Source organism: Bradyrhizobium sp. P5_C12 (assembly GCF_054049735.1).
In genome coordinates this window covers 25,570-52,023 of record NZ_JBFULU010000006.1, presented here as the reverse complement: position 1 = coordinate 52,023, position 26,454 = coordinate 25,570, and the positions used below count along the sequence as shown (strand labels likewise).

Below are 26,454 nucleotides of genomic sequence, written 5' to 3'. Positions count from 1 at the left end.
TGTTGACCACGTGACGCCATGATACGAGCGAGCTCTTCATCCGCTTCCGGAGCTTGCTTGCATGTCCGTCGCTACCGCCGCCAGCCAACAACCCGCATCTGCCACCGAAACCGACCCGGAAACGCTCGGCTGGATGACGGGCTTCCCGCCGGCCCCCGACCGCATCATCGCCTTCCAGGACGGCTCGTTCCGCCGTTTCCCCGAGCTCCGCTGGGCTTGGAGCAACATCCGCCAGCTGGTGCCGACGGTGAACGTCTGGCGCGGGGCAGGGCCGGCGTCTCCGCTGTCGCGCGAGGACCATGACATCGGCGCGGTCGCCTCGACCACGATGGACGGTCGGCCCATGACGTTCGCAAAAATGCTGGAGGAGACCTACACCGACGGCATCGCCGTGCTGCATCGGGGTAAGCTGATCTACGAGCGTTATTTCGGCGCGCTGAAGCCGCACAAGCCGCACATCGCGATGTCGGTGACGAAATCGTTCACCGGCGTGCTGGCGGGCATGCTGGTCAGCGAGGGCAGGATCGATCCGCAGGCGCCCGTGACGGATTATGTGCCGGAGCTGAAGGCGAGCGCCTTCGGCGATGCGCGCGTGCACGAGGTCATGGATATGACCACGGGGCTCGAATACACCGAGGTCTACACCGACAGGAATTCGCATGTGTGGGGATTGCGGCGCGCCAACGGCATGGCGCCGATTCCGCCCGACTATGACGGCCCGACCACCATCTTCGATTTCCTCGTCGCGCAGAAGAAGCAGGGCGAGCACGGCAAGGCCTTTGCCTACAAGACCGTCAACACCGACGTGCTCGCCTGGATCTGCCGGCGCGCCAGCGGCATGACGCTGTCAGATCTTCTCTCGGAACGCATCTGGATTCCCATGGGTGCGGAGGAAGACGCGCATTATCACGTCGACCGCATCGGCACCGAAAGCGGCGGCGGCGGTCTCTCGACGACGCTGCGCGATCTCACCCGCTTCGGTGAAACCATGCGCAATCACGGCCGTTTCAACGGCCGCCAGATCGTGCCGTCATCCGTGGTCGAGGACATTTCGCGCGGCGGCGATCCCGAAAAGTTCAAGCCGGCCGGCTACACCACGTTGCCCGGCGCCTCCTACCGCAATCAGTGGTGGGTCACGCACAACGCCCACGGCGCCTACATGGCGCGCGGCGTTCACGGCCAGGGCGTCTACATCGATCCCAAGGCCGAGATGGTGATCGCCCGCTACGCCTCGCATCCCGTGGCAGGCAACGCCGCCAACGATCCGGTGACGCTGCCGGCCTACATGGCGCTGGCGAAGCAGCTGGTGGCGGGTGGGTAGGGGCGCGACTTGGTCTCTTCGTAGCCCGGATGGAGCGAAAGCGTAATCCGGGACAGACCAACCGCATCGCGCGACTGCCTGTGCGGAACGAACCCCGGATTGCGCGGAGCCTGTCATCGGGCGGCGCTTCGCGCCGACCCGTTGGCTCCATCCGGGCTACGGTTCTGCCAAACCGCAAGATCGGTCGAGCGCATCACGGCCGTCACCGCTTAACTGGAGCCGCCACGGAGGAGGGACGATGAAGGCGGCGCTGCAAAACTATCAGGACCGGATGCGGCGGGTGCTGGACCATATCGACCGGCATCTCGACGCTGATCTGGATCTGGACAGCTTAAGCGCGGTTGCAGCCTTCTCGAAATTTCATTTCCACCGGCAGTTCGCGGCGACCTTCGGATTGTCGGTGCATCGCTATGTCCAGCTGGCCCGTCTGAAGCGCGCGTCGCATCAGCTGGCCTACAATAACGCGCAGAGCGTCACTGATATCGCGATGGATGCCGGCTACGACGCACCGGACGCCTTCGCCCGCGCCTTTCGGCAACGGTTCGGGCAATCGCCGTCGTCGTTCCGGAAATCTCCCGACTGGGAGCCGTGGCTTGCGGCCTTCGGGCCTCTGGACAATGCGAGGAGCAAGCTCATGCAGACGAGTTTTACCAGTGACGACGTGACGATCCGCGAAGTGCCGGCGACGAGGGTGGCGATCATGGAGCATCGGGGAAGCCCCGAGACACTTGGTGACACGATCCGGCGGTTTATCGCGTGGCGCAGGGGCGCCGGCCTGCACCCCAGGACAAGTCCGACCTTCAATGTCTGGCATTCCGAGGGCCGTCCCGCGCAGCAGGACGAATATAGCATCGACCTTTGCGTCGGGACCGACCAACCGATCGCGGCGAATGGCGAGCAGATCAAGGCCGGTGAGATCCCCGGCGGACGCTGTGCCGTGCTGCGCGTCGTCGGCTACACCGACAATCTGGAGCCCGCCGCGCTCTATCTTTATCGCGACTGGCTTCCGGCCAGCGGCGAGGAAGCACGCGACTTCCCGATCTATTGCCAGCGGCTGAGCCTCTTCCCGGAGGTGCCGGAGCATGAGGCGGTCGCGGACGTTTTCTTGCCGCTGAAATAGCGCCCGCCGGCGGCGGCCTGTCCGTTTCGGTCGCAAGAGACGGACTGGCCACGCTGGAACTGGCCTCACCAATCGGCGGCAGTCTCAAGCAGCCGTCGCCGCATGAAGGCGACACGTGGCTGCTGTAGTCCGAGACGGTTCCAGGCAAGGAATATCTCGTTGCCTGGGATTTCCGTCGGCTCGTGCAACCGGACGAGCGTGCCATCCCTGAGCTGCGTTGCGCAGAGATAGCTCGGCAGCACGGTCAGTCCGAGGCCTGCCGCGCACGACGCCGCGAGGGCCCTGAGGTCGGGAACGATCTGCACGACCTTCTTTGGCGGCCTGGCCCGGAAGACCTGGCGAAAATAGCGGCGGATGATGGGAAGCTCAGGACCATAGGCGAGCCATGGCAGATCGATCACGGCTTCCGCTCCGCGCTTCGCAACGAGCTCGGGTGGAACCTTGGCAGCCCATTTCGGCGCGCCAACGAGGACGAAATCCTCGCGGTAGATGCCCTGGTATCCGATCGCCTTGCGTGGAATCCGAACGGTTGCAACCACAAGATCGAGCTGCCCGGCCTCGAGATGCTCGACCAGATCCTGCGTCAGGCCGAATTTCGTCTCCAGGTGCATGCCGAGCTCAGGCAATCCGCCGAGGCCGGGAAGCACTTTTCCCGCAAGGAATTCCGCCGGACCGCCGAGGCGCAGCGGGCCGGCGAGGCCGTTTGGGCGCATTGCTGCTACCCCCAGCGTTTCCTCGAGCCCGTCGAGATAAGGAGCCGCGGCACGCGCGAGCCAGTCCGCCGCGGCGGTTGGCTCAATGCCGCGCCCGACGCGCCTGAACAGGCTTCGCTTGAGGTGGGCCTCGAGTGCCTTGATGTGGCCTGATGCTGCGGGCTGCGTGATCGCGAGTTGCAACGAAGCCTTGGTCACGCTGCCGGCGCGGTAGACGGCAAGGAAGGTCCGGAGATGGGTCAGCTGACTCATAAGAATTCTGATCGATGCTTTCAGATAATACGATTTTTCCAAGGTGAGGGCGAGCCCTATGTTCGGGGGCATATCCACTTCAACCTAGGAATGACATGCCGAACGTTCTCTTCGTGACGACCTCTCACGGCAAACTCGGCGATACCGGACGCGCGACGGGCGTCTGGCTCGAGGAGCTGGCCGTACCCTATTGCATGTTCCTTGATGTCGGCCACGAGGTGACGATCGCCTCCGTGAGAGGTGGCCGCATGCCGGTCGATCAACGCAGCTCGAAGACGACTGGTGCTCCGCCCGCGGTGCAAGGCTTCCTCGGCGATGCGCGGGCCATGGCCGCCATCGAGGCAACGCCCGCGATCGAAGCGATCCGTGCCGGGGACTACGACGCGATCTTCCTGCCCGGCGGGCATGGGGCGATGTGGGACCTGCCGGGAAGCGAAGCGTTGGCGCTTGCTCTCGGCGAGGCGTTCGATGAGCGGCGCGTGATCGCCGCATTGTGCCATGGCGTGGCAGGGCTCGTGTCGGCCCGGCGGCGCGACGGCAGGCCGATCGTCGCGGGCGGCCTTGTCGCCGGCTTCACCAATGCCGAGGAGGAGGCCGAGGCGCTAGCCGCAATCGTTCCCTTCCTGCTCGAGACCCGCCTGCGCGAACTGGGTGCGAGGTTCGAGAGAGGACCCAATTTCGAATCCTTTGCGATTCGCGACGGAAATCTGATCACCGGGCAAAACCCGGCATCATCGGCGGACGTGGCGAGGCTCGTGCTCCAGGCGCTCGACGAAAAGCCGCGCACGTCCAATCCAGTGTCCACCCAACAGAAGCAGGAAATACCGATGTCATCGTCCGAGAGTCTCACCCGCCGTGATGCGCTGGTTGCCGGTACCGCGGCAGGCGCAGTCCTGGCTGCAACAGGCGCCTCCGCTTCGGCCACCGATCGGCCGCCGGCCGTTGCGGCTCCGCCCAATGCGAGGGCCGTCATGGTCACGCTGCGGCTCAGCGCGAAGAATGCTGACGCATTCAAACAGCATCTTCTCAAAGTGATCCCGGTGACCAGGCTCGCGTCGGGATGTCGCTACAGCCACTCCTATCAGCACACCAAGACGCCGAGCGAGTTCCTGCTGGTCCAGGGCTGGGACTCCCTGGAGCAGCAACAGGGCTATATCGCGTGGCGTCAGGCGCGCGGCGACCTCGCCCAATTCGGTGCCTTTCTCGGCAGCGATCCCGTCATCGAGACATTCGATCTGTTCGATGCCTAGTCATGCCGGCCCGCGAGGGGCGGCCGATGCGTCACCCCCGCGACATCTTCTCAAATTTCTTCACCAGCCGCTCCCGCTTCAGCCGCGACAGCCGCTGGATCCAGAACATGCCATCGAGCTGGTCGATCTCGTGCTGGTGGCAAACGGCGCGCAAGCCGTCGGACTCCTCGCTTTGCATGGTGCCGTCGAGATCCTGATAGCTGATCCGCACCCGCGCGTGGCGTTGGACCTCGTCATTGACGCCGGGCATCGAGACGCTGCCTTCGCGGTGCAGGATCATCTCGGGCGAAGCCCATTCGATCGCCGGATTGACGTAGGTCCGCGCGCCGTCCCTGGCGTCGAGCTCGAGCACCACGACGCGCAAGGGCACGCCGATATGCGGCGCGGTGATGCCGATGCCGGGCGCGGCGCGCATGGTGTCGAGCAGATCCTGCGCAAGCTCGCGCAATGCGTCGTCGAATGCGGTGACGGGGCGGGCCGGCATCGCGAGCCGGCGGTCGGGATAGCGGACGATCGGGCGAATGGTCATGCAGGCTCCTAACACTCACGGATGGTTGAAGCACCCCGTTCTTGACGACCTACCAACTGGAAGGTAGTTAAATCGCCATGACCAACCTTTCCTCGACTGCCGACGACATTCTGGCCTGCGCACGCACGCTGATCATCGCAGGCGGCTACAACGGCTTCAGCTACGCCGACGTGGCCGAAATCGTCGGCATCCGCAAACCGAGCATCCACCACCATTTCGCCAGCAAGGTCGATCTGGTCCGCACCCTCGTGTCGCGCTACCGCGAGGAAGCCCAGGCGGGATTGTCGGCGCTCGAGCGCAACATCCCGGACCCGCGCGACCAGCTTAAAACCTATGTCGCGTATTGGGAGGCGTGCATCAGCGACGCGACGGCGCCGTTCTGCGTGTGTGCGCTTCTCGCCAGCGAGCTTCCTATACTGCCGGAGGAGGTTGCGCTTGAAGTCCGGGCTCACTTCCGCGCGCTGGCTTCGTGGCTGACTTCGGTGATGGAGCGCGGCAAGCGGAAGGGGCGGTTGCAGTTCTCCGGCACAGCCCGGGTCGAGGCTGAAGGCTTCATGGCGACCATTCACGGCGCGATGCTGTCGGCGCGTGCCTATGGCGATCCAAAAATGTTCGGTGTGATTACCGCGCCGCTGCTGGATCGGCTGTCCGCCAAGCCCTGAGAGAGATCAGCGAGACGGCAACGACACCCCGCAGGCAAGCTGGCGTGAAGCCAATCTTGCTACGAATGAAAACTACCAACTAGTAGGTAAAGGAGGCCGTAGTGGCGCATTATCAATTGGATCTCGTTCTTGCCGATCGCGAGCGATGGCTGAAGCAATACTACTTCATTCGGGCGGCGTTCTCCGTCGCCTGGGTCGTTGCTGCGTTTTCCGTCGGGGCGTCGTCCTTGATTGCCGGTGTCTTGCTCGTGCTCTATCCGGCTTGGGATGCCGCGGCCAATTTCGTGGACGCGTTGCGCAGCGGCGGCATGAATCAAAACCGCACGCAGGCGCTGAATGTCCTGGTCAGCCTGGCGACCACCGTCGCGGTGCTTCTTGCCTTGCAGGTCAGCATGAATTGGGTGCTCGGCGTGTTCGGGGCATGGGCGATCCTGTCCGGCTTGCTCCAGTTAGGGACGGCAATCCGGCGCTGGAGGAGTTTGGGCGCGCAATGGGCCATGGTGCTGAGTGGTGGCCAGTCGGCCCTGGCCGGCGGCTTCTTCATCTTTCAGGCCACGACGCCAATGTCTCCAACGATCGCCAATGTCGCGGGCTACGCTGCAGTCGGCGCGATCTACTTCCTGGTCTCGGCGGTATGGCTGACCGTAACCGAATGGCGGCGTCGCGCAGCCATCTGAGGCGTTGCCGTTCATTCGTCCCGATAGGGCGTGCCATCCTTGTGCAGGAAACGGCCGTCAGAAGCCGGGCTCATCATGTCAACGTCGGAGCAGGTGATGAGGTCGTCGGGCGAGCGCGATCCCACTTCGAGATAGACGGCGATCGCGTCCGACCGGTTGATCATGTGATGGCCGTTGCCGGTGCCTTTCGGGAAGGCGGCGCAATCGCCGGCGCGCAGCACGGTTTCGCATTCGTCCTCGATCAGCGTCAGTTCGCCTTCGAGCACGTAGACGAATTCGTCCTCGTGCGAGTGCCAGTGCCGCTGGCTCGACCAATTGCCGGGCGGCAGGCGCATCAGGTTGACACCGAAATCCGATAGGCCGCCGGCATTGCCGAGCCGCTTGCGAATGCGCTCGGCGCAAGGGGCGTCGAAGGGCGCGGGATAGCCGGAGCCTTTGCGGGCCGGTACGGCCGCGACGTCGATTTTCGGCATATGATCTTCCCAGAAATTTTGCATTCAAGTCTAGGCGGGGCCTCGGGGCTGCGCCAGCGGCCTCGGCTGCGGAACCATGGGCAAAACGCGCATGTGCTCTCTTTGAAAATTGCATGATCGGGTGGCCGACGATTGGTCTATGACGTGGCGGCGGCGCCATGACATCCGTTGCATGCAGGTACAGGCGATGACCCAAAATGCGCGAAGCTTCTCCACACGCGAATGCGCTCGCCATGTCTGACGATCTGAACTGGCTTCCCGCCCGCGAGATGGTCCGGCGTTTTGCCAACGGCGAGCTGTCGCCGGTCGATATGCTGGACGCGACCCTGGCGCGGCTGCACGCGGTCAATCCCATCCTGAACGCGGTCTGCCTGTTGGACGAGCCACAGGGGCGGCGTCTGGCGGCGGAGTCCGCGGAACGTTGGCGCCGCGGTACACCGCTCGGGCCGCTCGACGGCGTGCCTGTCGCGATCAAGGACACCGCGCAGGTCGCGGGTTGGCCGATGCGCATCGGCTCCCACGCCACTCCGGCTGCGCCCAGCACGCAGGATACGCCCGGTGTCGCCCGGCTGCGCGAGGCCGGCGCCGTGTTCTTCTGCAAGACGACGACCCCCGAATTCGGCTGGAAGGGCATCACCCACGGCCCGCTGACTGGAATCACGCGCAATCCCTGGGATATTTCCCGCACGCCCGGCGGCTCCAGTGGCGGCTCGGCCGCCTTGGTGGCGGCCGGTGTGGTCCCTCTCGCCACCGGTGGCGACGGCGGCGGCTCCATTCGCATCCCGGCGGCGTTCAGTGGCGTGTTCGGATTGAAGCCGAGTTACGGCGTGGTGCCGAATTTCCCCGGCGTCATGGGGACGCTCGCGGTCTATGGCGGCCTGTCGCGCGATGTCGCCGACAGCGCGCTGTTGTTGAACGTGCTCACGGGCCCGGACCCGCGTGATTCCTTTGCCATTCCCTATCGCGGCATCGATTATCTCGACGGCCTCGACCGCGGTGTCGCGGGCCTGCGGATCGCCTGGTCGCCCGATCTCGGCTTTCCGGTCGCCGATCCCGCCGTGGTGGCCGGCATGCGGCCGGCGCTCGACGCGCTGGTGACGGCGGGCGCCGACGTGCAGGATGTTGCTCTCGATCTGTCCGGCGCGCAGCATGCGCTGGAAGTGATCTGGGGCGCGTCGCATGCCGCGCTGGTGCGCGATTTCACCGGCGCGCAACTGGCGGCGCTCGATCCGGGCCTGCTGCGATTGATCGTTGCCGCCCAGGAATTTTCGGCGAGCGAGTTGCAGGCGGCCCATGTCGAGATGCGCGCATTGAGCCAGCAGATGCAGCTGTTTCACGGGGATTACGACCTGCTGCTGACGCCGACCGTTCCCATCACCGCTTTCGCGGCCGGCATCGATACGCCCGACGCCGCGCGCTTCCCGCAATGGTTCGATTGGACGCCGCTGACATGGCCGTTCAACCTGACGCGCCAGCCCGCGGCCTCGGTGCCCTGCGGATTTGTCGCGGGGCTGCCGATCGGGCTGCAGATCGTGGGGCCGATGTTCGGCGAGGAGAATATCCTGCGCGCGAGCCGGTGCGTCGAGCAGGCCTGCGCCAATGCTGCGCGACCAGGCCTCGTCGACGGAGCAGCGCGAGCTTTTCCTCAAGGACAATGATGTCCGATCGATAGGCGTTCCCCGGCGTAACCGCGATGTGGGAATTGCCCCGCATCGGCGCATGGCCTAACAATGTCGCCAACAAGAAGCGTCGATAGCGGAGGAAGCAATTTATGCGCGCGATTATGATCGCACTGGCGACAGCCATCACGGCGGCGGCGACGCCGGCCGCGGCCGACTACCTGGTCAAGGAGGTCGGCAGCTTCCATGTCGGCGGACACACCGAAACGCTGAACGGGCTCCCGTCGAAGGAGATCGTGTTCTCGCCCGGCGCGCCGCCGATCAAGGTCGATCCGAACGGCGAGTTCGAGGTCGAGCAGATGTATGTCCAGTTCGTCAAGCAGGCCGCGCCGAAGTCGAAGCTGCCGATATTGTTGTGGCATGGCGGCGGGCTTGCGGGCGTCACATGGGAGACCAAGCCCGACGGCAAGCCGGGCTGGCAGCAATTCTTCCTCAATGCGGGTTATGATGTCTACGTCTCGGATGCGGTCGAGCGCGGCCGCGCCTCCTGGGCGCGCTATCCCGAGATCTTCAAGAGCGAGCCGTTCTTCCGGCCCAAGAAAGAGGCCTGGGAGCTATTCCGCATCGGGCCGAGCTATGAGGTCGGCGGCAAGCGCGAGGCGTTCGATGGCGAGCAATTCCCGGTCGAGGCGTTCGACCAGTTCGCCAAGCAGAGCATCCCGCGCTGGGCGACGAACGACGCGGCCACGCAAAAAGCCTATGACGCACTGGTGCAGAAAGTGTGCCCCTGCATCGTCCTGGTGCACAGCCAGGGCGGCAATTTCGGCTTCACCGCCGCGCTGAACGCGCCGGACAAGGTGAAGGCGCTGATCGCGCTCGAGCCCTCCGGCGCGCCGGATCCTGCGAAGGCCGATGCGGCCACGCTGAAGGGCGTGCCGCATCTGATCGTATGGGGCGATTTCCTCGACCGGGTCCCGGTGTGGTCGAAGCTCGTGGTCAATCCGACCAAGTGGGGTCAGGCGATCGCAGCCGCCGGCGGCAAGGTCGATACGTTCGAGCTGCCCAGGATGGGAATCAAGGGCAACACCCACATGATGATGATGGACCGCAACTCCGACGACATCGCCAGGCTGGTCAACGACTGGATTGAAAAGCAGGGTCTGGCGAATTAGCGGGCGATCGTCGCTGCCGAAGGGGCAGGGCCTGTGGCGCGCCCTCAGGCCTGGAACGCCTCCATGATGATCTGCACCGCCTGGCTTCCTTCAGGCGTGGTCCAATTGCCGACGAGTTCTGCGACGAGCTGATTGGTGCTCGTGAGCGTCACGCCGCCACGCTCCATCCGGCGCAGTGCGATGTCGTCGCTGAGCTTGCTCGGCGAGCCGCCGGCGTCGGCGACGACCTGCACCTCAAACCCCTCGCGCACCAGGCTGAGCGCCGGAAATACCGTGCACACGTCATTGGTGACGCCGGCGATGATCAGCTTCTTGCGGCCGGTCGCCTTCACTGCCGCGGCGAAATTCGCGTCGTCCATGGCGTTGACGATCCCGATGCGCTTGACGCGGGCCGCGAACGCCTTGGGCAGGATCTGTGCGAGCTCGTCCAGCAGCGGGCCTTGCGCATACTCCTCCATGCTGGAGGTCAGGACCACCGGCAGCTTGTAGATCCCGGCGACCTTGGCGAGCATCAGCGCGTTCCGCTTCATCTCCTCGAACGGGATCGACTTGACCCAGCTCATGGTGCCGACCTGATGATCGATCAGCAGCAGCGCGGCGTTGTCGGCGCTGAATTTCTCGTAAGTCATGACGTCTCTCCTCACGGGCTGGTCGCCCGCCTCATGCGTTCTCGGTGGCGCTCAGCAGGGGATAGTCGGTGTAGCCCTGCGCGCCCGGGCTGTAGAATGTCGTCCTGTCCGGCGCGTTGAGCGGCGCGTCCTGTTGCAGGCGTTCGGGCAGGTCGGGGTTGGCGAGGAACGCGCCGCCGAACACGGCGGCGTCGGCGCGCCCGCTCGTCAGCGCGGACTCGGCCGTGGCCTTGTCGAGGCCGCCGCCGATCAGATACGCGCCCTCGAAGCGGGGTCGCAGCAGCGCGTGGTAGTCGACCTTGGCGCCGAACAGGGCCACGTGCAGATAGGCCAGACCGAAGCCACGCAGCTGGTCGACGAGATAGGTGTAGGTTTCCTGCGGCGCCGCGTCGGACATGTCGTTGAATCCCATCTCCGGCGACAGCTTGATGCCGACGCGATTGCCGCCGGCTTCCGCCGTCATGGCCTCCAGCACCTCGAGCACGAAGCGCGCGCGGTTCTGGATCGAGCCGCCATAGCGGTCGTCGCGCGTATTGCTGCCGGAGGAGAGGAACTGCTCGGGCAGGTAACCCGTCGCGCCATGCAGTTCGACGCCATCGAAACCCGCTTCAAGCGCGCGGCGGGTCGCGGTACCGTAGCTCGCGACGACGTCGGCGATCTCGCCCACGCTCAGCGCGCGCGGCGTGACGAAATCCTTGAGGCCCTCATTGGTCCAGGATTGGCCGGCCGGCTTGATCGCCGATGGCGCCACGGGAAGGGCGTTGCCGGGCAGCAGCGACGGGTGCGAGATCCGCCCGCAATGCATCAGCTGCATGAAGATGCGGCCGCCGCGTGCGTGCACGGCCGCGGTGATGCGCTTCCAGGCGGCGACCTGCGCATCGGTCTCGATCCCCGGCGTCCGCAGATAGCCCTTGCCCATCGCCGCCGGATAGACGCCTTCGCTGACGATCAGGCCGGCGCCGGCGCGCTGGGCGTAATAGGTCGCCACCAGGTCGCTGGGCACGCCGGCATTGTCGGCGCGCGAGCGTGTCATCGGCGCCATGACCAGGCGGTTGCGAAGCGTGGCGCGGCCGATATCGACCGGGGTGAATAGCGGGCTCATGGGTGTGCTCTCCATTGTTGAGGGCATTGTCCGCCAGATCATAAATGGGATAAATACAGGGAAATTGAAATCACTGATCCAATAATGGAGCAATCCGCATGGAGCACCTCAACGACATGGGCCTGTTCGTCGAGGTCGTGAAGGCCAAAAGCTTCCGGCGCGCGGCCGAAGCGATCGGCGTGCCGAACTCGACGCTGTCGCGCCGGATCAGCGGCCTCGAGAAGGCGATCGGACTGCGGCTCCTGAACCGCACGACGCGCAGGATCGAGCTGACCGAGGCCGGCCAGCTCTACTTCGAGCGTTCCAAGCGCATCGTCGAGGAGGCGAGGCTGGCGCACGAGCAACTCGGCGAGATGGTGGCGCAGCCAAGCGGGGTGCTCCGCGTCTCCCTGCCGGTGGATTTTGCCGCGATCTATCTCACGCCGCTGATCGCTGAATTTGCCCGGCGCTATCCCGGCATCAGCTTTGAGTTCGACCTGACGCCGCGGCGCGTCGATCTCGTTGCCGAGCCGTTCGATGTCGCAATCCGCATGGGGGAGCTCGCCGATTCCGGTCTGATTGCGCGTCAGCTCGCGCGCTTGCCGGGCTACCTCTATGCCTCGCCGCAATATCTCGAACTGGCTGGCGAGCCCAGGCAGCCGGACGATCTTGTGCGGCATCAGTGCCTGTGCATGCCGCGGGCGTCGATCTGGAAGCTCCATGCCGGCACCAGGAAGGTCGAGGTCGCGGTCAAGGGCCGCTTCACGCTCAACAGCGTCGGCATGATCGCCCGCCTTGCGGCGCACGACCAGGGCATTGCGCTGCTCGCGGAAGCGATCGTCGCCGATGACCTGGCGGCTGGCCGGCTGCGTCGCGTGCTGCCGCATTGGCAGGCCGCTCCGATCTCCGTCTACGCGATCACCGAGACGCGCCTGCTGCCGGCAAAAACGCAGCGCTTCATCGAGTTCCTCGGGGCAAATCTGGGACGGGGCGAACGACATGCGGAAGCGGCCGAGACCGGCGGCCGGCGAGCCCGCCAAGGTGTATCTTCGTCGACCGCAAGGCCGAGCCGGACCAGAAAAAAATAAGACGGAACGTCGGTGGGCCTGTCGGTTCCATCCGATCCCATTCGTCTTTCAGCCGGACAGACTGACGGAGACAAGAAAATGAACTCCTCCAACTATCGCTGGGTGATCGTCGCCGCCGGCGGCCTGCTGGGCTGCGTCGCGATTGGCGGCATGTTTTCACTGCCAGTGTTCTTGCAGCCGATCGCAAAGGACACCGGCTGGTCGGTGACCGGCATATCGAGCGCGATGACGGTCGGCTTTCTGGCGATGGCCTGCACCAGCATGGCCTGGGGCACGGCCACGGACCGGTTCGGGCCGCGGCCGGTGGTGCTGACGGGATCATTGGTGTTGGCGCTGAGCCTGTTCGCCGCGAGCCATGCGACCTCGCTCATCGCGTTCCAGTTCGTGTTCGGCCTGCTGGTCGGTGCGTCCTGCGCCGCGATTTTCGCGCCGATGATGGCGACCGTGACCGGCTGGTTCGACACCCATCGCAGCCTCGCGGTCTCGCTGGTGTCCGCCGGCATGGGCATGGCGCCGATGACGATGGCGCCGCTCGCGGCCTGGCTCGTCTCCAACCACGACTGGCGCACCTCGATGCAGATCGTGGCGCTGGTGGTCGCCGCCATCATGATCCCGGTGTCGCTGCTGGTGCGCCGTCCGCCGGCGCTTGCGCAGGCGCCGTCCGCGCCGTCGGGCGAGGGCGCGCCGCAGGCCGAGATGTCGATGGGCGAGGCGCTGCGCTCGCCGCAATTCCTGATCCTGCTCGCCACCAATTTCTTCTGCTGCGCCACCCATTCCGGCCCGATCATCCACACCGTCAGCTATGCCGTGAGCTGCGGCATCCCGCTGATCGCGGCGGTGACGATCTACAGCATCGAGGGTTTTGCCGGCATGGGCGGCCGCATCGCCTTCGGCCTGATGGGCGACCGTTTCGGTGCCAAGCGCGTGCTGGTCTCGGGCCTGCTGTTGCAGGCCTTCGGCGCGCTTGGCTATGTCTTCGCGCAACAGCTCGCGACGTTCTACGTGGTCGGGGCCATCTTCGGCTTCATCTATGCCGGCACCATGCCGCTCTATGCGGTGCTGGCGCGCGAAAACTTTCCGCTCAAGATGATGGGCACGGTGATCGGCGGCACGGCGATGGCCGGCAGCCTCGGCATGGCCACGGGCCCGCTCGCCGGCGGCCTGATCTACGACGCGTTCTCGAGCTACGCCTGGCTTTATATCGGCTCCTGGGCCATGGGCCTCGGTGCGTTCCTGATGGCGATGACGTTCCGGCCGTTTGCGAAGCCGCAAGGCGAGGCGGCGGCTGCGGCGGCTTGAGCAGGGCCATCCGAGGCGCAGCGCTAGAGCTGCGCCTCGATCGCGGCCTTGTCGAGCACGGACCAGACCTGCCAGATCTTTGCGTCGCGGAATTCGTAGAAGACGTTCTCGAAAAAGGACACGCGTCTGCCGTTCACATCGAGCCCGAGGAATTTTCCGACCGGCGTGCAATCGAACTTGAGACGGCAGGCAATCCGGGGTGGGTCCGATGCCAATAGCTCGATCTTGAAATGCAGGTCCGGAATCTCGCGAAAATCCTGCTCAAGCATCGCGCGATAGCCGGCCAGTCCGAACGGTCGCGCGTTGTGGGCGACGTCATCGTGAACGAACTGTCCGAGTGTCGGCCAGTCCTGCCGGTTCAGGCAGGCGATGTAGTTGCGGTAGATATCGGCGAGATCGGACCTTGTCACGGCAATGCTCCTGCGGCTCCGACCATAACGCCGCAGCAGGGGAATCGACGCCCGCGCTCAAAGGCGTTTTTCGAAGAACAAATCCGGGTAGGGGTCGTCGTTGAAGCGCGGGATCTCGCTCCAGCCCGTGCGGCGGTAGAGCTGGCTGGCCTCCGCCAGCGCGCTGTTGGTGTCGAGCCTCAACAGCGCGATGCCGAGCTCGCGCGCGGCGCTCTCGACTGCATCCATCAGGCGCCGGCCGAGCCCCAGTCCGCGTGCGGCTGGCGCGACCCACAGCCGCTTGATCTCGGCATAGCCGTGATCGGTTCCCTTCAGCCCGACGCAACCGATCGGCAGCGTGTCCGACATCGCGACGATGAACGTGCCGCGCGGGCGGCGCATGTCCTTGGCATCGGGATCGCGCGACAGCGAGACGTCAAAACCCTGTTTGAAGCGGCGGCCAAGCTCGGCATAGTACTCGCCGAGGCAGTAGCGCGCCGCGTCGCTCTGCGGATCCGTGTCATCCAGGGTGATGCGGCTGCGGGTCAGAGCCGAGGCGATCAGGTCCATCGCCGCCAGCAGCGCCTCGCGTTGTGCATGCTGGGCGAGGAAGTCCTCGGCCTGCGCGTTCGACAGCGCCTCGTAGGCGTTGAACTCGCGCCGGCCGGCGCGGGTCAGTCTGGCGACGCGGCGGCGGGCATCGTCGTCATGCGCGGTCGTCTCGATCAGCCCTTCATCCTCGAGCGAGCGCAGAAGGCGGCTCATCAGCCCGGAATCGAGGCCGAGATAGTCGCGGATGTCGGCCACATCCGAACGCCCATGGCCGATCGCGTTGAGCACGCGCGCCGCGCCGAGCGGGCGGCCGCGTCCGAGGAACGAGGTATCGAGCGCGCCGACGGCGGAGGTGACGGCGCGGTTGAAGCGGCGGACGCGGGAAACGGGGTCAAGCATATATCTGACTTTAGTCAGATATAATCTTCAGTCAATCGGGGCGCTGCTCACTTCAACGTTAGCAGCGGCTTGTCCTTCTCGACGATATAGGTCGCAAGCTCGCTCGCGGTGTCGTTGCCGACATTCTTTGCCGCATGGACCGTTCCGGCCGGGATAAAGAGCACGTCGCCGGCCTTCAGCGTCACCGGCGCCCGGCCTTCGACCTCGTACTCGATCGCGCCGGTCAGCACATAAATGATCTCCTCGCCCGGATGGGTGTGGCGGCCGAACGCCACGCCGGGCGCGAGATCGACGCGGACCTGGATGGCCTCGCGTCCGGGCGCGCTGAGATCGTGGCGCTGGAGGTCGGTGCGGGTGACGCCGGCCGGCTGCGCCGCCGCCGGCAAGGTGACGAGATTTGCAGCGAGCACGGCTGCGCTCGCGAGGACACGCACGGTTCGCAACAGACGATGGCTCATGGTCGGCTCCTTGTGGTCGCGTGATGGTCGGCACCGCGCGGGCCCGGCCGATAACCGGCCGGTCCGCGTCGGGGTGAGGCGCTTCAGACCAGCGTGGTGGTCACTTCGATGTTGCCGTGAACGGCCTTGGAGTAGGGGCAGATGCCATGCGCGGCCTCGATCAGCTCCTGCGCGACGGCGCGATCGACGCCGGGAACGCTGACGTCGAGACGGGCGCGGAGGAAGAAGGAGCCGCCGGCATTGTTCAGGTCGATTGCGGTGTCGACCGATGGCTCGCTCGGCAGCTTGACCTTGCGCTGGGCGGCGGCGAGGCCGATTGCGCCGAGGTAGCAGGCCGACCAGGCGGCGGCGAACAGGTTTTCGGCGGCCGGGTGCGGCTGCGGCAGCTTGATGTCGAGCTGGCCGTCCCGTGAGCGCGCGGCGCCGTCGTGGCCGGCGGTGACGTGGGTCTTGCCAGTGAAGAGAACTTTTGCGGCGGATGACATGGCGTGTCCTTTCGGGCTGGATTTTGATCGCGTCCGATCTAATCGGATACGATGTGAAATAACCCTGCCGCCCGGCCCGGTCAAGCTCTTCCGATTTAATCGCATACGAGTTATATGGATGGCGAGATCACGAATTGCGGAGGTTCCTGTGTCCCGTCCCCCCAAAGCCGCCGGCCAGGGCCGAAAACTGTCGAATTTCCTGTGCTTTGCGGTCTATTCGGCCAATCTCGCCTTCGGCCGGGCCTACAAGCCGCTGCTGGACAAGGTCGGGCTGACCTACACCCAGTACATCGCCATGGTCGCGCTGTCGGAGGAAGACGAGCAGACCGTCAGCGTGCTCGGCGAAAAGCTGTTCCTGGAATCCAACACGCTGACGCCGATCCTGAAGAAGCTGGAGCAGACCGGCTACATCAAGCGTCAGCGCGATCCCGCCGACGAGCGTCAGGTGCGGGTGAGCCTGACGCCGGCGGGGCGAAAGCTGATCGAGCAGGATCTCGGCGGGTCCGTGATCGAGGCAACCGGACTCGGCGATGATTTTCCGGTGGTGCAGAAGACCGTGAGCCGGCTGCGCGACAATCTGCTGCGCGCGACGCAGGGCGACGGCGAGAACAAGCGGTGAGCGAAACGCGCGGCGCTCGTTCCGGATAAAAGGCCGGAAGCGAGACCGCTTCCGACGCAAGCGCGCCGGATCGGCGCGCCGGTGATGATCATGTCACCACGTTGTGGAGAGGCTGCTTCGTCGGCCGCGGAGCCGCCGCTCACACCGGCAGCGCTTCGCCGGCCTGCTCCTTGACGATGTAGTCGGCGTACCAGTCCGGCCAGTTGTCGTCGTGTTTGCCGCCGGTCCGCTTCTCGTGCTCGCCATGGGCGGCGGCCGCACGTCGCAGCGCCGCCGCGAGATCGCGCGGCGAGTTGAACGTCGTGTCCGCGTCGACGCGTCCGGGCAGGCGGCTCGTGATCTCCTGGAGCAGCCAGCCATTGCCGTCGGGATCGCTGAACGAGGCGAATGAGCGGTAGCTGCCGCGCGCGGGATCGAGACCCCATTCGCGCCGCCGTCCGGAGATATACGGCGTGTCCGTGCCGCTGTGCACGTCGCCGCCGTGGAAGATGTCGCCGACCTCGACGCCGCGCGCCAACAGCGCATCGCGAGCAGCCACGACGTCGGACACGATCAGGTACAGCCCCTGCGCCGAGCCCGGCGCCGCGGGCGTGACGTTCCTGCCGAAGATCACCGAGGCGTTCGAGCCGGGCGGTGTGAACTGGATCACGCGCCAGTCGTCGCCCGCGGCAAAGTCGGCGTCGAGCCGCCAGCCGAGCCTGGTGTAGAACGCCTTGGCGCGATCGACGTCGGAGACGGGGATAACGGCGATCTCGAACTTGAAGTCGACGTGAGGGGCTTCGGTCATGGCTCTCTCCATTGTTCCCGCAGCAAGGCATCCGCGCGGGCGTGCATTTCGGATCGACACGGATTTAGGTTAGCGCGATCCACGGCCAAATACACGCTGTCCACCAAACAACCGATCGCGCGGCGCGGATCATTCGGCCGCACTTGCCATCACCTGTCGGCTATGTTGAACAATCGGCATGGATCGTTTCGACACCATGCGCCTGTTCGTCCGTCTCGTCGAAAGGCGCAGCTTTACCGCCGCCGCGGCCGATCTGGGACTGCCGCGTTCGACGGCGAGCGAGGTCTTGCGGAGCCTCGAGGCGCATCTCGGCGTGCGCCTGCTCGAGCGCACCACGCGGCACGTCACCCCGACGCTCGACGGCGAGGAATATTATCGGCGCTGCGTCGCGATTCTGTCGGAGGTCGAGGAGGCGGAGGCCGCGATGCGCGATGCGCAGCCGCGCGGCCTGCTGCGCGTCGATGCGCACCCGCTGCTGACGCGCACCTTCATCTTGCCCAAGCTGCCGGAATTCCTGGCGCGCCATCCGCTGCTGGAGTTGCAGATCGGGCAGGGCGACCGCCTGGTCGATCTCGTGCGCGAGGGCGTCGACTGCGTCATCCGCGCCGGCCAGCCCGAGGACAGCGGCATGATCCAGCGCCGCCTCGGCACGATCGCCGAGATCACCGTGGCAAGCCCGGCCTATCTGGCAAAACACGGCACGCCGGCAACGCCGGATGCGCTCGACGGCCACCAGATGGTCGGCTTCATCTCGTCGCGGACCGGCGACGTGCTGCCGCTGGAGTTTTCTGTCGATGGTGCCTTGCGCGAGATCGTGCTGCCGAGCCGGATCAGGGTGAACAATTCCGACACCATGGCCGACCTCGCGCGACTCGGCTTCGGCCTGGTTCAGGCGCCGCGCTATCGCTTTGCGGACGATCTCGCCAGCGGTGCGCTGGTCGAGGTGCTGCCGGACCATCCGCCGTCGCCGACGCCGTTGTCGGCGCTCTATCCGCAAAACCGTCAGCTCACGTTGCGCCTGCGTGTCTTCCTCGACTGGATCGGCCGCATCTTTGGCGAAGCCAGGCTCTAGCCGGACTCAAAGCGCCGAGGTTTCGGGCCGGATCAGCTTGATGTCCTGATCGGCGGCCCAATCGGCAATGTCCTCGCGCTTCAGTGCAGTTGCCATCAGGTCCGGAAACTGGTCCGGCGTGCAGGCGAAGACGGGAATGCCGAGGTTTGCCACTCTTGCCGAGAGCGCGGGGTTATAGGACGGGCGGCCGGTGTCGGTCAGTGCCAGCAGCACGATCACGTTGATGCCGCGCGTTGCGAGCCGCGCCAGGCGGTCGACCAGCGCGTCTGCGTCGCCGCCTTCATAGAGATCGGTGATCAGGATCAGGTGCGCTTTCGCGGGCCGCTCGATGCGCTCCTCGCAATAGGCGACGGCGCGGTTGATGTCAGTGCCGCCACCGAGCTGGACGCCGAACAGCACTTCGACGGGGTCTGCGAGCTCCTCGGTCAGGTCTACGATCGCGGTGTCGAAGCAGACGAGCTTGGTCGCGACCACCGGCAGCGAGGCCATCACCGCCGCGAAGATCGAGGCATAGACGACGGAGGTTGCCATCGATCCCGACTGGTCGACGCACAGGATGACTTCCTCCAGATCGACGATGCGACGCTGCTGGCGCAGGAAACCAATCAGCCGTTCGGGCACCACGGTGCGATGCTCCGCCTGGTAGTGGCGGAGATTAGCCTTGATGGTGCGCGGCCAGTCGATATCGGCAAAGCGCGGGCGATTGGTGCGCAGCGAGCGGTTCAAGGCGCCGCGGACCGCGTCCGCCGTGCGCCGCTCGAGCCGCTCCATCAGTTCGGCCACCACCTTGGCGATCACGATGCGGGCGGTGTCCTTGGTCTTCTCCGGCATCACACCGCGCAGTGCGACCAGATCGGCGATCAGGTTTACATCCGCTTCGACTGTTGCGAGGAATTCGGGCTCGAGCAGCATCTGGCGCAGCCCCTTGCGCTCGAAAGCGTCCTTCTGGATCACCTGCACCACCGGCGCGGGGAAGAACTCCCTGATGTCGCCAAGCCATTTTGCGACGCGCGGCGCCGAGCCGCCGAGGCCGCCGCGGCCCTTCTTCGGCGCGTCGTCGCTGTTGCCATAGAGCGCCGTCAAGGCTTCGGACATGCGGCGGTCGCTGGCGGACAGAGCAGGGCCGTTCTCGCTGTCTTCGGCGTCGGCACCGAGGGCAAGCGTCCAGCGGCGGCCGCGTTCGTCGGTCTCGCTCATCGCGCCGCTCCCGATCTGAGGAGTTCGATCACGCGTGCCTGGTGCATCGGCCAGATCGCGTCCGCGTCCGCGATCAGCCGGTATCCCTTCGCGCCGTTCGGGCTGCGCGCGAACAACGCATCCATCAGGCGCCTGCGCTCGGTGCGGTCGAGCGCCGAGAACACGCGACGGAACAGTGGCAGGCTGGCGGTGAAGGCCTCCTCGTCCAGCGCCATCAACCAGGCATCCACCGCGCTGCGCAACGCCGCATCATGGATCAGCCGCTGGCCTGCGCCCTCGAAGAAGCCTTCGAAGAAGCCGGCCGCTTCCGCGACCGGCGTGCCGGGCGAAAGCATCCGCGCCAGCAGATCCGCCGCGTGATCGGCGGCGAGCAGCTCGGCCTCATAGAGCAGCCGCGCCGCGGTGCCGGCGATCAGCCGGGTCGCCTGGCTATCGTGCAGCAGGGTTGTCAGTGCGTCGCGCCATTTGGCGACGACATCGGTGTCGAGCAGCGCGAGCTGGATCGCGGCATCGGCCGCTAGGATCGCGCCGCGCAGCTTGGCTGCTGCAGGAGCGTCGAGATTGCGCGCGGCATAGGGCAGGGCAAGGGCTGCCTGTACCACGATGCGCGGCATCAGCGCCGCAAGATGCTCGACCGTGCCGGCGCGCGCCTCGCCATAGCGCAGGATATCGGCCATCGGCGGCAGCGCGCCGAGCAGGGCGTGGCCATCGCTGGTGAGCGCCGCCTTCGTCTCCAGTGCCGCGATGCCGCGTTCCGTGGCGCGCGGCAGATCGGCGATCATGGCGCTACGCACGAGGCTCGCCAGCTCGCCGAGCTCCGCCTCCTTGTCCATCGCCTCGATCAGGCGGCCGGCGGCGGCTTCCGCGATGGTTGAGCCATAGAGCAGATTTTCGACAAGCCGTACGGCGAATTCCGGCTCCCAGCGCAGCTGCCAGTTCTCGCGAAACGTGCCGCGGCTGCGCCCGGCGTCCAGCATCCGCCCCCAGGGCACGTCGAGCGCATTGAGCCGGTGCAGCAGCGTCGAGCGCATCAGCCCGCTTTCGCTGCGCAGATCGAGCGTCAGCGGCCGCTCCAGCGCTTCCGGCTTGAGCCGCGTCGCCTTCTGCTGGCGCTGCAGGTCCTCGAGCAGCGGCGCGAGCGGCGTCGCCGGCGGTATAGATCCAACGCCTGCGCCGATCAGGAGTTCGGCGGCGACATCGTTCCACACCGCACGTTCGCCATTGCACAGGCAGGCGATTGCCGCCTCGCGCAGCTCCTCGAAGCCGGGCGAGGGCCGGTCGCGCAGCGCTGCGAGCGCGGTGCCGAGCCGCTGCGCCTCGATCACCGAGGCCGTCGAGACGAAATGGCCGCGATCGCGTAGCGTGCGCGTCACCTTTGCAAGCCACAGGGTTGCGCGGTCGCCGTCGCGCGTCTCCCAGAGATGCGTGCACCAGCCGGGCGCGACCACGCCCGCGCCATAGCCGCTCGCGCGCGACAGCCGCGGCGCGGTCCATGGCGCCCAGGTCGCCTTGATCTTCGCCTTCGGCCGGCCCTTGAGCAGTTCGCGATCCGCGGCAAGGCTGCGCCGCTCGGCGAGCGCGGGCACGTGCCAGGCGCCGCAGACGACCGCGACGGCGCCATCGCATTCCTTCACCGCCTTCGCGATCTCGATCCGCATATGCGCTTCGCGCGCGGCCTCGCGCGCCGACAGCGGCTTGGCTTCGGCGCGCAGCGCCGTCATTGCGTCGGCGACGGCTGCGAACACCGGGCCCGTCGCAGGATTCTCCTCGATGACGTCGGACCACCAGGACTCGCCATCGTCATAGCCGGCTGCCGTCGCGAGCGCGCCGATCGGATCGCGACTCACCGGATCGTCCTCCGACCTTGCCGCGCTTTCCGCCGCGATGTCGCCGGCAGTGGCGCCCAGCCGATCCGATGCCGGCAGGTCGATGAAGCGCAAGGTCGCGCCGTGGCGCACCGCCCAGCACGCGGCCTGATATTCCGGCGAATAGTCGGTAAAGGGAAAGAAGCTGGCGTTCGCCGGATTGTCCTCGGCGTAAGCGAGCAGCGCCACGGGCGTCACCATGTCGGGATCGGCGAGCATCGGCAACAGCTCCGATGCGTCCGCAGGCCCCTCGATCAGCACTGCGGCAGGTTTGAGCGCGTCGAGCGCCTCCAAAAGCCGCCGTGCCGATCCCGGCCCGTGATGCCGGATGCCGAACAGTGAGATCTGGCCTGCCATCTGGCCCGTCCCTGTCTCAGATCCGATCGGTCAGCGAGGCATAATAGCCTTCGAAGCCGCGCTTCTTCTTCAGCACCGTCTCCAGATATTCGCCAAGCACGGCAGTATCCTGCACCGGATCCTTCACGACCGCGCCGATCATGTTGCTGGCGAGCGTTTCCGGCGTCAGCTTGCCGTCGTTGAAGAAAGTCGCCTGGCTGATCCCGCCGATCATCACTGCGATCGCTTCGGCCGTCGATAGCCCGCCCGACGGCGACTTCAGGGCGACCTTGCCATCTTCGGTCGAGCCCGAGCGCAGCTCGCGGAAGATCGAGACCACCCGCGCCACTTCGTCGGCGACGTTCTTCGGCGCCGGCAGGTCGAGGTTCTGCGCCATCTCGCCGACGCGCTTGACGATGATCGCGACTTCTTCCTCGGCGTTGTCAGGCAACGGCAGCACGACGACGTTGAAGCGGCGCTTGAGCGCGGAGGACAATTCGTTGACGCCCTTGTCGCGGTTGTTGGCGGTCGCGATGATGTTGAAGCCGCGCTGCGCATAGATAGCGGTGTTGAGTTCCGGGACCGGCATCATCTTTTCGGACAGTACCGTGATCAGAGTGTCCTGCACGTCGCTGCCCATCCGCGTCAGCTCCTCGAAGCGGCAGAGCTTGCCGCCTTCCATCGCGCGCATCAGCGGGGTCGGAACCAGCGCGTCGCGGCTCGGCCCGTGCGCGAGCAACTGGGCGTAATTCCAGCCGTAGCGGATCTGGTTCTCGTCGGTTCCCGCCGTGCACTGGATCACGAGCGTCGAGTCGCCGGTGATGCCCGCGGCGAGATGCTCGGAGACCCACGACTTGGCCGTGCCGGGCACGCCGAGCAGCAACAGCGCGCGATCGGTCGCAAGGGTCGCAACGGCGGTTTCGATCAGGCGCCTGTCGCCGACATATTTCGGCGTGATCGTCGTGCCGTCGGCTGCCTTTCCGCCCATCAGATAGGTCACGACCTGACGTGGGGCGAGCGCCCAGCCCGGCGGGCGATGCTGATCGCCCGCGGCAAGCGCCTTCAGCTCGGCCGCATAGGTCTCCTCGGCGGGCAACCGCAGTTTCTCGCTCATGGCTTCGCTCCCTTGTCGTCCAAAGCGGCGTTGAGCCGCAGCATGTCGAGGCGCGGGTCGCCCTGCACCAGGCCCGCGCCGGTCAGGCGTTCCAGCGATCGTCGCGCGCCCTCGCGCGAGGCGATGAGGCCCAGCGCATGGAGTTCTGCGGCCTGGTCGGAAGGCTTTGCATCGTCGCGCTGGAGCGCGGCAAGCAACGCCTTGCCTGCAGGCGCGGACAGCGGATTGTTAAGCCGCGCCGCCGGTCCCGCCATCAGCTGCGCCAGTTCGAAGCGGATGCCGTGTGCGTTCAAAGCTGCCCCGGCATGCTCTGCGCGCGCGGCAGGCGCAAGCCGCGGAGCCAGCGTCACCACGAGTCCGGTCGCATCGCGTTCGCTGATGATGTCCGCCGCTTGCGTGACCTGCGCATCGGTTCCAGTCGTCACGATCAGGTTGACCAGCGCCAGATCGGCAGCCTGGTCCACGTTCCAGTCCCAGGCGGCAATCAGCTCCTGCTGCGTCACGCCGAGCGCGCCCGAAAACGACGCGAGGTCGGCGCTATCGAACAGCGCCTTGCGGCGTTGCCATTGCGCCGGCGTCTTGGCTGGTTCGGCCTGGATGACGCGCGAGCGGCGCAACAGCCCCTTGGTCTTCACCGAGAAAAAGCCGGCGAGCTCGGCGGCATCCTCCCCGATCGCAGGGCCGCGGCCGAGACGTGCGAGCAGTGAGGCCGCAAGCGCCTTGACCTTGGGCGCGCGGTCGTCCTGCGCAACGCCTTCGAGGAAGGGGATATCGTCATCGGACAGCCGCTCCGACAGCAGCGACAGCAGGCGCAATCGCGCCTCGGCATTCTCGCCGCCGAGCTTTGCCTCGAGCACAGCGCGTGCTGTGGATGGATCGCGCCGCCTCAGCTCGGCCAGCGTCGCTTTGCGCGCGGCCGGCCAGAAGTCCTCCCAATTGTCGGCGGTAATCCGGTCGTTCGTCTGCTGCCGCGCGGGGGTGTTGGACGCTGCAATCTCTGCCCAGTCGCGCCATGCCGCATAGACATCGGGCACATCATCATCGCCGGCCTCGGGCATCCAGTCGGCGGGATGCATCGCCCAGCCGCGGGCCGCGAGGAAGTGGACGAGTTCGGTCTTGACCTGCGTCTGCCTCTTCGCCGCCAGGATGCGGCACGCCAGCGGACGCAGGGCCTCGGGCAATGTCGGCAATGCGAGCGCGGGAATGTCGGGCAGGACGCGGAGCGCCGAGGCTGGCTCTGCCGTCACCGCGATGCCGAGGAACTGGCCCGACAAAGCGAGCAGCCGCAACTCCGCCTCGGCGGGATCGTCGCCAAGCTCGGCGCGCCAGAACGAGGCTGCTGGCGCGGCCGCCGATCCCATGGTCCAGCGCGTCAGCACCGCGCCCATCGCGTCGTAGATCGTATCGGCCTTGACCGCATCAGTCATGACTGCCGATCCGTCCCCAGGGGGTCTGCGCGGCAAGGATCGTGAGCCGGCTGCCCGACCAGATCGCGGCGGTGCGCGTGAGATCGGTGCCGCAAAGCAGGCCCTCCGCGTTGTTGGCGACCGGCAATTTGGCGGTGCCGTCGCCAGATCGCCACCACGCATGTCCTGCGTCGTCGCGCGCGATCCGCCCCTGTGGCAGCAGCAGGGGAACGTCGATCGTCCACGGCTCGGCCAGCAGCGGCCGCGTCAACGCGTCGGAGAGCGTTTCATCCGGCGCGGGCCATTTGAGAACCGGCGTCTCTTCCGCGGCGTCGCGCCGTAGCAGCAAGGCGCGCAGCGGCTGTTGCGACGGGTAGAAGACGAGCTCGCCGTGGAAGCGCTCGCCGGGCGTGAAGACCGAGCCGCGCCGTCCGGCGCTTGCAGGGAAGAAGTCGAGCAGCATGGCGAAGCGCGGCCTGGCCGCGGCAAGATTGAGCAGCCACGTAGTCTGTGACACCAGCCCGTCGCGGCGCGTCTGTACCTGCTCGGCGAGCACCTCCCAGCGCGCCTCGATCCGCAGCGCTTGCGGATCGGCCAGCACCGTCTCGCGGGTTTCCGATGTCGCGATGGCGCGCCTTGTCTCGGCATCGCGCGGCGCGGCGCGGAAGGCGCGCGCGAGCAGCACGAGCTTGCCGAGCTCGACGACTGCGCCGCGCGGCCGGTCGCCTGCCGGAAGCGCGAGGAGACGGGCCGGCAATTCGTCGATCCGACCGGCGAGCACCGCGGCCTTGCCATCGACCAGCCGCGCCGCGATCCGCCGGCATCGTGCCGTGGCATCGTCGATGAAGCCTGACAATCCCATGCGGAGCTGATCGCCAATCCATTGCTCGAGCGCATCCATCGCATCGAGGATGGGGCGCTCGGTTTCCTCGTTTCGCCTGGCTGCCTGGGCCTCCCGCCGTGCCGCATCCTTCGGATCCTCGGCGGTTTCCGGTTCGACGGCGCGTGCGGCGCGCAAGTCTTTCTCGTTGCTCGGTGCGGCATTGCCTGCCGGCTTCGCCGCGGATGCGCCGCGCCGGCGACCCAGCCAATCGCTGACCCAGGCCGGCGTGTCGGCGGGCGCGAACGGCACGATCGCTTCCGCGTTCAGCCACAACAGGCCGAGCACGTGCTTGCAGGGAAATTTGCGCGACGGACAGGTGCACTTGTTGCCGAGGTCGCGGAGGTCGGCCATCACCCGGTAGGGATTCGCGCCGGAACCCGCGCATTCACCCCAAATCAGAGCGCCGTCCCGGCTTCCGCCGACCCCGGACCATTTGGCAGGCTTGGCAAGCCCGGCGGCCGCCTTGAGCGAGGATTGATCGGTAGCGAGTTGCTCGACCGCCTTCAGATCAATCGCCACGCCGATGTCCCAAATCGAATCCAGAGCAGGCAGTATATCGGGGACGGATGAAAGCTCAATGTCGCCGCGAGTGGCCGGTTGGCTGCACGCGGTGATCGTTATGCCGGTCGCCCCTCCGGAGAGTCGAGGCCAAGTTCCTTGCGGGTCTTCCGCGTCAGCTTTGCGACCACCAACGCATGGGCCTGCGCCAGATAGCCCGCGAGCTCGGCATCGGGCAGGGCATCGTTGCTGACGAGCTGCACCCATTTGGCGCGCGCCAGATACGGCGCCGGCCGCGCCATGCCGTGCTCGATCAGCATCGCATAGGCCATGTCAGAGGTCTTGAACATGTAGCCGCCCGACCCCGCAGCGAAGCCGCCGCTGAGCGCGAACATCTTGCCGCCGACCTTGAACACGGAGGTGCCCTCCCACTGCACCACCTTGGTGACGGCGGGAAGACGAAGACAGCGTGCTTCAAAGGTTCTTGGCGTCATGGCGCGAGCGATAGC

27 protein-coding genes are annotated in these 26,454 nt (G+C 66.3%); 11 read left to right on the top strand and 16 right to left on the bottom strand.

All coding sequences use genetic code 11. The features are described 5' to 3' along the window. The first annotated feature begins 61 nt into the window (after positions 1 to 61). Together ACXJMY_RS07255 and ACXJMY_RS07250 are read left to right on the top strand one after the other, a co-directional pair. Positions 62 to 1,321, top strand: a complete 1,260-nt coding sequence (locus ACXJMY_RS07255; RefSeq protein ID WP_456618629.1) for a serine hydrolase domain-containing protein — start codon at positions 62 to 64, stop codon at positions 1,319 to 1,321. Positions 1,322 to 1,559: 238 nt separating this feature from the next. Further along, complete coding sequence (locus tag ACXJMY_RS07250; protein ID WP_456618628.1) at positions 1,560 to 2,441, top strand: AraC family transcriptional regulator; 882 nt, start codon at positions 1,560 to 1,562, stop codon at positions 2,439 to 2,441. 65 nt (positions 2,442 to 2,506) lie between these two features. Here ACXJMY_RS07250 and ACXJMY_RS07245 read toward each other — a convergent pair whose 3' ends face one another. Further along, positions 2,507 to 3,406, bottom strand: coding sequence for a LysR family transcriptional regulator (locus ACXJMY_RS07245; RefSeq protein ID WP_456618627.1), 900 nt, complete (start codon positions 3,404 to 3,406; stop codon positions 2,507 to 2,509). A gap of 95 nt (positions 3,407 to 3,501) precedes the next feature. On the opposite strand from ACXJMY_RS07245, the gene ACXJMY_RS07240 reads away from it, so the two are divergent. Then, complete coding sequence (locus ACXJMY_RS07240; protein ID WP_456618626.1) at positions 3,502 to 4,656, top strand: DJ-1/PfpI family protein; 1,155 nt, start codon at positions 3,502 to 3,504, stop codon at positions 4,654 to 4,656. A 31-nt stretch (positions 4,657 to 4,687) separates the two neighbouring features. Here the strand turns inward: ACXJMY_RS07240 and ACXJMY_RS07235 are convergent, their stop codons facing one another. After that, positions 4,688 to 5,185, bottom strand: coding sequence for a peptide deformylase (locus tag ACXJMY_RS07235; RefSeq protein WP_456618625.1), 498 nt, complete (start codon positions 5,183 to 5,185; stop codon positions 4,688 to 4,690). 77 nt (positions 5,186 to 5,262) lie between these two features. Between ACXJMY_RS07235 and ACXJMY_RS07230 the strand changes: the two genes are divergently transcribed. Both ACXJMY_RS07230 and ACXJMY_RS07225 read left to right on the top strand, forming a co-directional pair. After that, on the top strand, positions 5,263 to 5,847 hold the full coding sequence (locus ACXJMY_RS07230; RefSeq protein WP_456618624.1) for a TetR/AcrR family transcriptional regulator: 585 nt from the start codon (positions 5,263 to 5,265) through the stop codon (positions 5,845 to 5,847). Positions 5,848 to 5,948: 101 nt separating this feature from the next. Then, the gene (locus tag ACXJMY_RS07225; protein WP_456618623.1) at positions 5,949 to 6,524 is read left to right on the top strand and encodes a DUF308 domain-containing protein; all 576 of its coding nucleotides are present in this window, start codon (positions 5,949 to 5,951) and stop codon (positions 6,522 to 6,524) included. Between the two features lie 11 nt (positions 6,525 to 6,535). On the opposite strand, the gene ACXJMY_RS07220 is transcribed toward ACXJMY_RS07225, so the two are convergent. Then, positions 6,536 to 6,997, bottom strand: a complete 462-nt coding sequence (locus ACXJMY_RS07220) for a cupin domain-containing protein (protein ID WP_456618622.1) — start codon at positions 6,995 to 6,997, stop codon at positions 6,536 to 6,538. Between the two features lie 233 nt (positions 6,998 to 7,230). Between ACXJMY_RS07220 and ACXJMY_RS07215 the strand changes: the two genes are divergently transcribed. Both ACXJMY_RS07215 and ACXJMY_RS07210 read left to right on the top strand, forming a co-directional pair. Continuing rightward, on the top strand, positions 7,231 to 8,655 hold the full coding sequence (locus ACXJMY_RS07215; RefSeq protein WP_456618621.1) for an amidase: 1,425 nt from the start codon (positions 7,231 to 7,233) through the stop codon (positions 8,653 to 8,655). 113 nt (positions 8,656 to 8,768) lie between these two features. Continuing rightward, entirely contained in the window at positions 8,769 to 9,788 is a 1,020-nt protein-coding gene (locus ACXJMY_RS07210) for an esterase (protein ID WP_456618620.1), read from the top strand. A 44-nt stretch (positions 9,789 to 9,832) separates the two neighbouring features. Here ACXJMY_RS07210 and ACXJMY_RS07205 read toward each other — a convergent pair whose 3' ends face one another. After that, the gene (locus tag ACXJMY_RS07205; protein WP_456618619.1) at positions 9,833 to 10,417 is read right to left on the bottom strand and encodes an isochorismatase family protein; all 585 of its coding nucleotides are present in this window, start codon (positions 10,415 to 10,417) and stop codon (positions 9,833 to 9,835) included. 31 nt (positions 10,418 to 10,448) lie between these two features. After that, entirely contained in the window at positions 10,449 to 11,519 is a 1,071-nt protein-coding gene (locus ACXJMY_RS07200) for an alkene reductase (protein WP_456618618.1), read from the bottom strand. A 98-nt stretch (positions 11,520 to 11,617) separates the two neighbouring features. On the opposite strand from ACXJMY_RS07200, the gene ACXJMY_RS07195 reads away from it, so the two are divergent. Continuing rightward, entirely contained in the window at positions 11,618 to 12,586 is a 969-nt protein-coding gene (locus ACXJMY_RS07195) for a LysR substrate-binding domain-containing protein (protein ID WP_456618617.1), read from the top strand. A gap of 78 nt (positions 12,587 to 12,664) precedes the next feature. Beyond that, entirely contained in the window at positions 12,665 to 13,885 is a 1,221-nt protein-coding gene (locus ACXJMY_RS07190; protein ID WP_456618616.1) for an MFS transporter, read from the top strand. Between the two features lie 23 nt (positions 13,886 to 13,908). Here the strand turns inward: ACXJMY_RS07190 and ACXJMY_RS07185 are convergent, their stop codons facing one another. From ACXJMY_RS07185 to ACXJMY_RS07170, 4 genes are all read right to left on the bottom strand, one after another. Next, positions 13,909 to 14,295, bottom strand: coding sequence for an ester cyclase (locus ACXJMY_RS07185; RefSeq protein ID WP_456618615.1), 387 nt, complete (start codon positions 14,293 to 14,295; stop codon positions 13,909 to 13,911). A gap of 57 nt (positions 14,296 to 14,352) precedes the next feature. Beyond that, positions 14,353 to 15,225, bottom strand: a complete 873-nt coding sequence (locus ACXJMY_RS07180) for a bifunctional helix-turn-helix transcriptional regulator/GNAT family N-acetyltransferase (protein WP_456618614.1) — start codon at positions 15,223 to 15,225, stop codon at positions 14,353 to 14,355. Between the two features lie 47 nt (positions 15,226 to 15,272). Continuing rightward, the gene (locus ACXJMY_RS07175; protein WP_456618613.1) at positions 15,273 to 15,683 is read right to left on the bottom strand and encodes a cupin domain-containing protein; all 411 of its coding nucleotides are present in this window, start codon (positions 15,681 to 15,683) and stop codon (positions 15,273 to 15,275) included. Between the two features lie 83 nt (positions 15,684 to 15,766). Beyond that, a complete protein-coding gene (locus ACXJMY_RS07170) occupies positions 15,767 to 16,168 on the bottom strand; it encodes an Ohr family peroxiredoxin (protein WP_456618612.1) in 402 nt (133 codons plus the stop codon). Positions 16,169 to 16,286: 118 nt separating this feature from the next. Here ACXJMY_RS07170 and ACXJMY_RS07165 point away from each other — a divergent pair, with 118 nt between their 5' ends. Beyond that, positions 16,287 to 16,787 (top strand): MarR family winged helix-turn-helix transcriptional regulator, encoded by a 501-nt coding sequence (locus ACXJMY_RS07165; protein ID WP_456618611.1) that lies wholly within the window; start codon positions 16,287 to 16,289, stop codon positions 16,785 to 16,787. A 139-nt stretch (positions 16,788 to 16,926) separates the two neighbouring features. Here the strand turns inward: ACXJMY_RS07165 and ACXJMY_RS07160 are convergent, their stop codons facing one another. Continuing rightward, the gene (locus ACXJMY_RS07160) at positions 16,927 to 17,574 is read right to left on the bottom strand and encodes a VOC family protein (protein ID WP_456618610.1); all 648 of its coding nucleotides are present in this window, start codon (positions 17,572 to 17,574) and stop codon (positions 16,927 to 16,929) included. Positions 17,575 to 17,752: 178 nt separating this feature from the next. Between ACXJMY_RS07160 and ACXJMY_RS07155 the strand changes: the two genes are divergently transcribed. Then, entirely contained in the window at positions 17,753 to 18,646 is an 894-nt protein-coding gene (locus ACXJMY_RS07155) for a LysR family transcriptional regulator (RefSeq protein ID WP_456618609.1), read from the top strand. Between the two features lie 6 nt (positions 18,647 to 18,652). On the opposite strand, the gene ACXJMY_RS07150 is transcribed toward ACXJMY_RS07155, so the two are convergent. From ACXJMY_RS07150 to ACXJMY_RS07125, 6 genes are all read right to left on the bottom strand, one after another. After that, positions 18,653 to 19,843 carry a VWA domain-containing protein gene (locus ACXJMY_RS07150; protein ID WP_456618608.1) on the bottom strand — a complete coding sequence of 397 codons (1,191 nt, stop codon included), beginning with the start codon at positions 19,841 to 19,843 and terminating at the stop codon, positions 18,653 to 18,655. Next, the gene (locus tag ACXJMY_RS07145) at positions 19,840 to 22,065 is read right to left on the bottom strand and encodes a DUF5682 family protein (protein WP_456618607.1); all 2,226 of its coding nucleotides are present in this window, start codon (positions 22,063 to 22,065) and stop codon (positions 19,840 to 19,842) included. The genes ACXJMY_RS07150 and ACXJMY_RS07145 overlap by 4 nt, the downstream gene beginning before the upstream one ends. Before the next feature lie 16 nt (positions 22,066 to 22,081). Beyond that, the gene (locus ACXJMY_RS07140; RefSeq protein ID WP_456618606.1) at positions 22,082 to 23,158 is read right to left on the bottom strand and encodes an ATP-binding protein; all 1,077 of its coding nucleotides are present in this window, start codon (positions 23,156 to 23,158) and stop codon (positions 22,082 to 22,084) included. Then, the gene (locus ACXJMY_RS07135; protein WP_456618605.1) at positions 23,155 to 24,585 is read right to left on the bottom strand and encodes a DUF5691 domain-containing protein; all 1,431 of its coding nucleotides are present in this window, start codon (positions 24,583 to 24,585) and stop codon (positions 23,155 to 23,157) included. The genes ACXJMY_RS07140 and ACXJMY_RS07135 overlap by 4 nt, the downstream gene beginning before the upstream one ends. Next, a complete protein-coding gene (locus tag ACXJMY_RS07130; RefSeq protein ID WP_456618604.1) occupies positions 24,578 to 25,966 on the bottom strand; it encodes an SWIM zinc finger family protein in 1,389 nt (462 codons plus the stop codon). Before ACXJMY_RS07130 ends, ACXJMY_RS07135 begins: the two co-directional genes overlap by 8 nt. Positions 25,967 to 26,064: 98 nt before the next feature. After that, positions 26,065 to 26,439, bottom strand: a complete 375-nt coding sequence (locus tag ACXJMY_RS07125) for an MmcQ/YjbR family DNA-binding protein (protein ID WP_456618603.1) — start codon at positions 26,437 to 26,439, stop codon at positions 26,065 to 26,067. Positions 26,440 to 26,454 lie beyond the last annotated feature (15 nt).

Excerpts from the sequence above, each read along its gene's own strand:
- ACXJMY_RS07245 (WP_456618627.1), bottom strand. The coding sequence starts at position 3,406 with ATGAGTCAGCTGACCCATCTCCGGACCTTCCTTGCCGTCTACCGCGCC.
- ACXJMY_RS07200 (WP_456618618.1), bottom strand. The coding sequence starts at position 11,519 with ATGAGCCCGCTATTCACCCCGGTCGATATCGGCCGCGCCACGCTTCGC.
- ACXJMY_RS07155 (WP_456618609.1), top strand. The coding sequence starts at position 17,753 with ATGGATCGTTTCGACACCATGCGCCTGTTCGTCCGTCTCGTCGAAAGG.
- ACXJMY_RS07235 (WP_456618625.1), bottom strand. The coding sequence starts at position 5,185 with ATGACCATTCGCCCGATCGTCCGCTATCCCGACCGCCGGCTCGCGATG.
- ACXJMY_RS07175 (WP_456618613.1), bottom strand. The coding sequence starts at position 15,683 with ATGAGCCATCGTCTGTTGCGAACCGTGCGTGTCCTCGCGAGCGCAGCC.
- ACXJMY_RS07165 (WP_456618611.1), top strand. The coding sequence starts at position 16,287 with ATGGCGAGATCACGAATTGCGGAGGTTCCTGTGTCCCGTCCCCCCAAA.
- ACXJMY_RS07135 (WP_456618605.1), bottom strand. The coding sequence starts at position 24,585 with ATGACTGATGCGGTCAAGGCCGATACGATCTACGACGCGATGGGCGCG.
- ACXJMY_RS07150 (WP_456618608.1), bottom strand. The coding sequence starts at position 19,843 with ATGAGCGAGACCGACGAACGCGGCCGCCGCTGGACGCTTGCCCTCGGT.
- ACXJMY_RS07195 (WP_456618617.1), top strand. The coding sequence starts at position 11,618 with ATGGAGCACCTCAACGACATGGGCCTGTTCGTCGAGGTCGTGAAGGCC.
- ACXJMY_RS07215 (WP_456618621.1), top strand. The coding sequence starts at position 7,231 with ATGTCTGACGATCTGAACTGGCTTCCCGCCCGCGAGATGGTCCGGCGT.
- ACXJMY_RS07190 (WP_456618616.1), top strand. The coding sequence starts at position 12,665 with ATGAACTCCTCCAACTATCGCTGGGTGATCGTCGCCGCCGGCGGCCTG.
- ACXJMY_RS07170 (WP_456618612.1), bottom strand. The coding sequence starts at position 16,168 with ATGTCATCCGCCGCAAAAGTTCTCTTCACTGGCAAGACCCACGTCACC.
- ACXJMY_RS07230 (WP_456618624.1), top strand. The coding sequence starts at position 5,263 with ATGACCAACCTTTCCTCGACTGCCGACGACATTCTGGCCTGCGCACGC.
- ACXJMY_RS07140 (WP_456618606.1), bottom strand. The coding sequence starts at position 23,158 with ATGAGCGAGAAACTGCGGTTGCCCGCCGAGGAGACCTATGCGGCCGAG.
- ACXJMY_RS07255 (WP_456618629.1), top strand. The coding sequence starts at position 62 with ATGTCCGTCGCTACCGCCGCCAGCCAACAACCCGCATCTGCCACCGAA.
- ACXJMY_RS07210 (WP_456618620.1), top strand. The coding sequence starts at position 8,769 with ATGCGCGCGATTATGATCGCACTGGCGACAGCCATCACGGCGGCGGCG.
- ACXJMY_RS07205 (WP_456618619.1), bottom strand. The coding sequence starts at position 10,417 with ATGACTTACGAGAAATTCAGCGCCGACAACGCCGCGCTGCTGCTGATC.
- ACXJMY_RS07240 (WP_456618626.1), top strand. The coding sequence starts at position 3,502 with ATGCCGAACGTTCTCTTCGTGACGACCTCTCACGGCAAACTCGGCGAT.
- ACXJMY_RS07145 (WP_456618607.1), bottom strand. The coding sequence starts at position 22,065 with ATGGCAGGCCAGATCTCACTGTTCGGCATCCGGCATCACGGGCCGGGA.
- ACXJMY_RS07160 (WP_456618610.1), bottom strand. The coding sequence starts at position 17,574 with ATGACCGAAGCCCCTCACGTCGACTTCAAGTTCGAGATCGCCGTTATC.
- ACXJMY_RS07250 (WP_456618628.1), top strand. The coding sequence starts at position 1,560 with ATGAAGGCGGCGCTGCAAAACTATCAGGACCGGATGCGGCGGGTGCTG.
- ACXJMY_RS07125 (WP_456618603.1), bottom strand. The coding sequence starts at position 26,439 with ATGACGCCAAGAACCTTTGAAGCACGCTGTCTTCGTCTTCCCGCCGTC.
- ACXJMY_RS07180 (WP_456618614.1), bottom strand. The coding sequence starts at position 15,225 with ATGCTTGACCCCGTTTCCCGCGTCCGCCGCTTCAACCGCGCCGTCACC.
- ACXJMY_RS07220 (WP_456618622.1), bottom strand. The coding sequence starts at position 6,997 with ATGCCGAAAATCGACGTCGCGGCCGTACCGGCCCGCAAAGGCTCCGGC.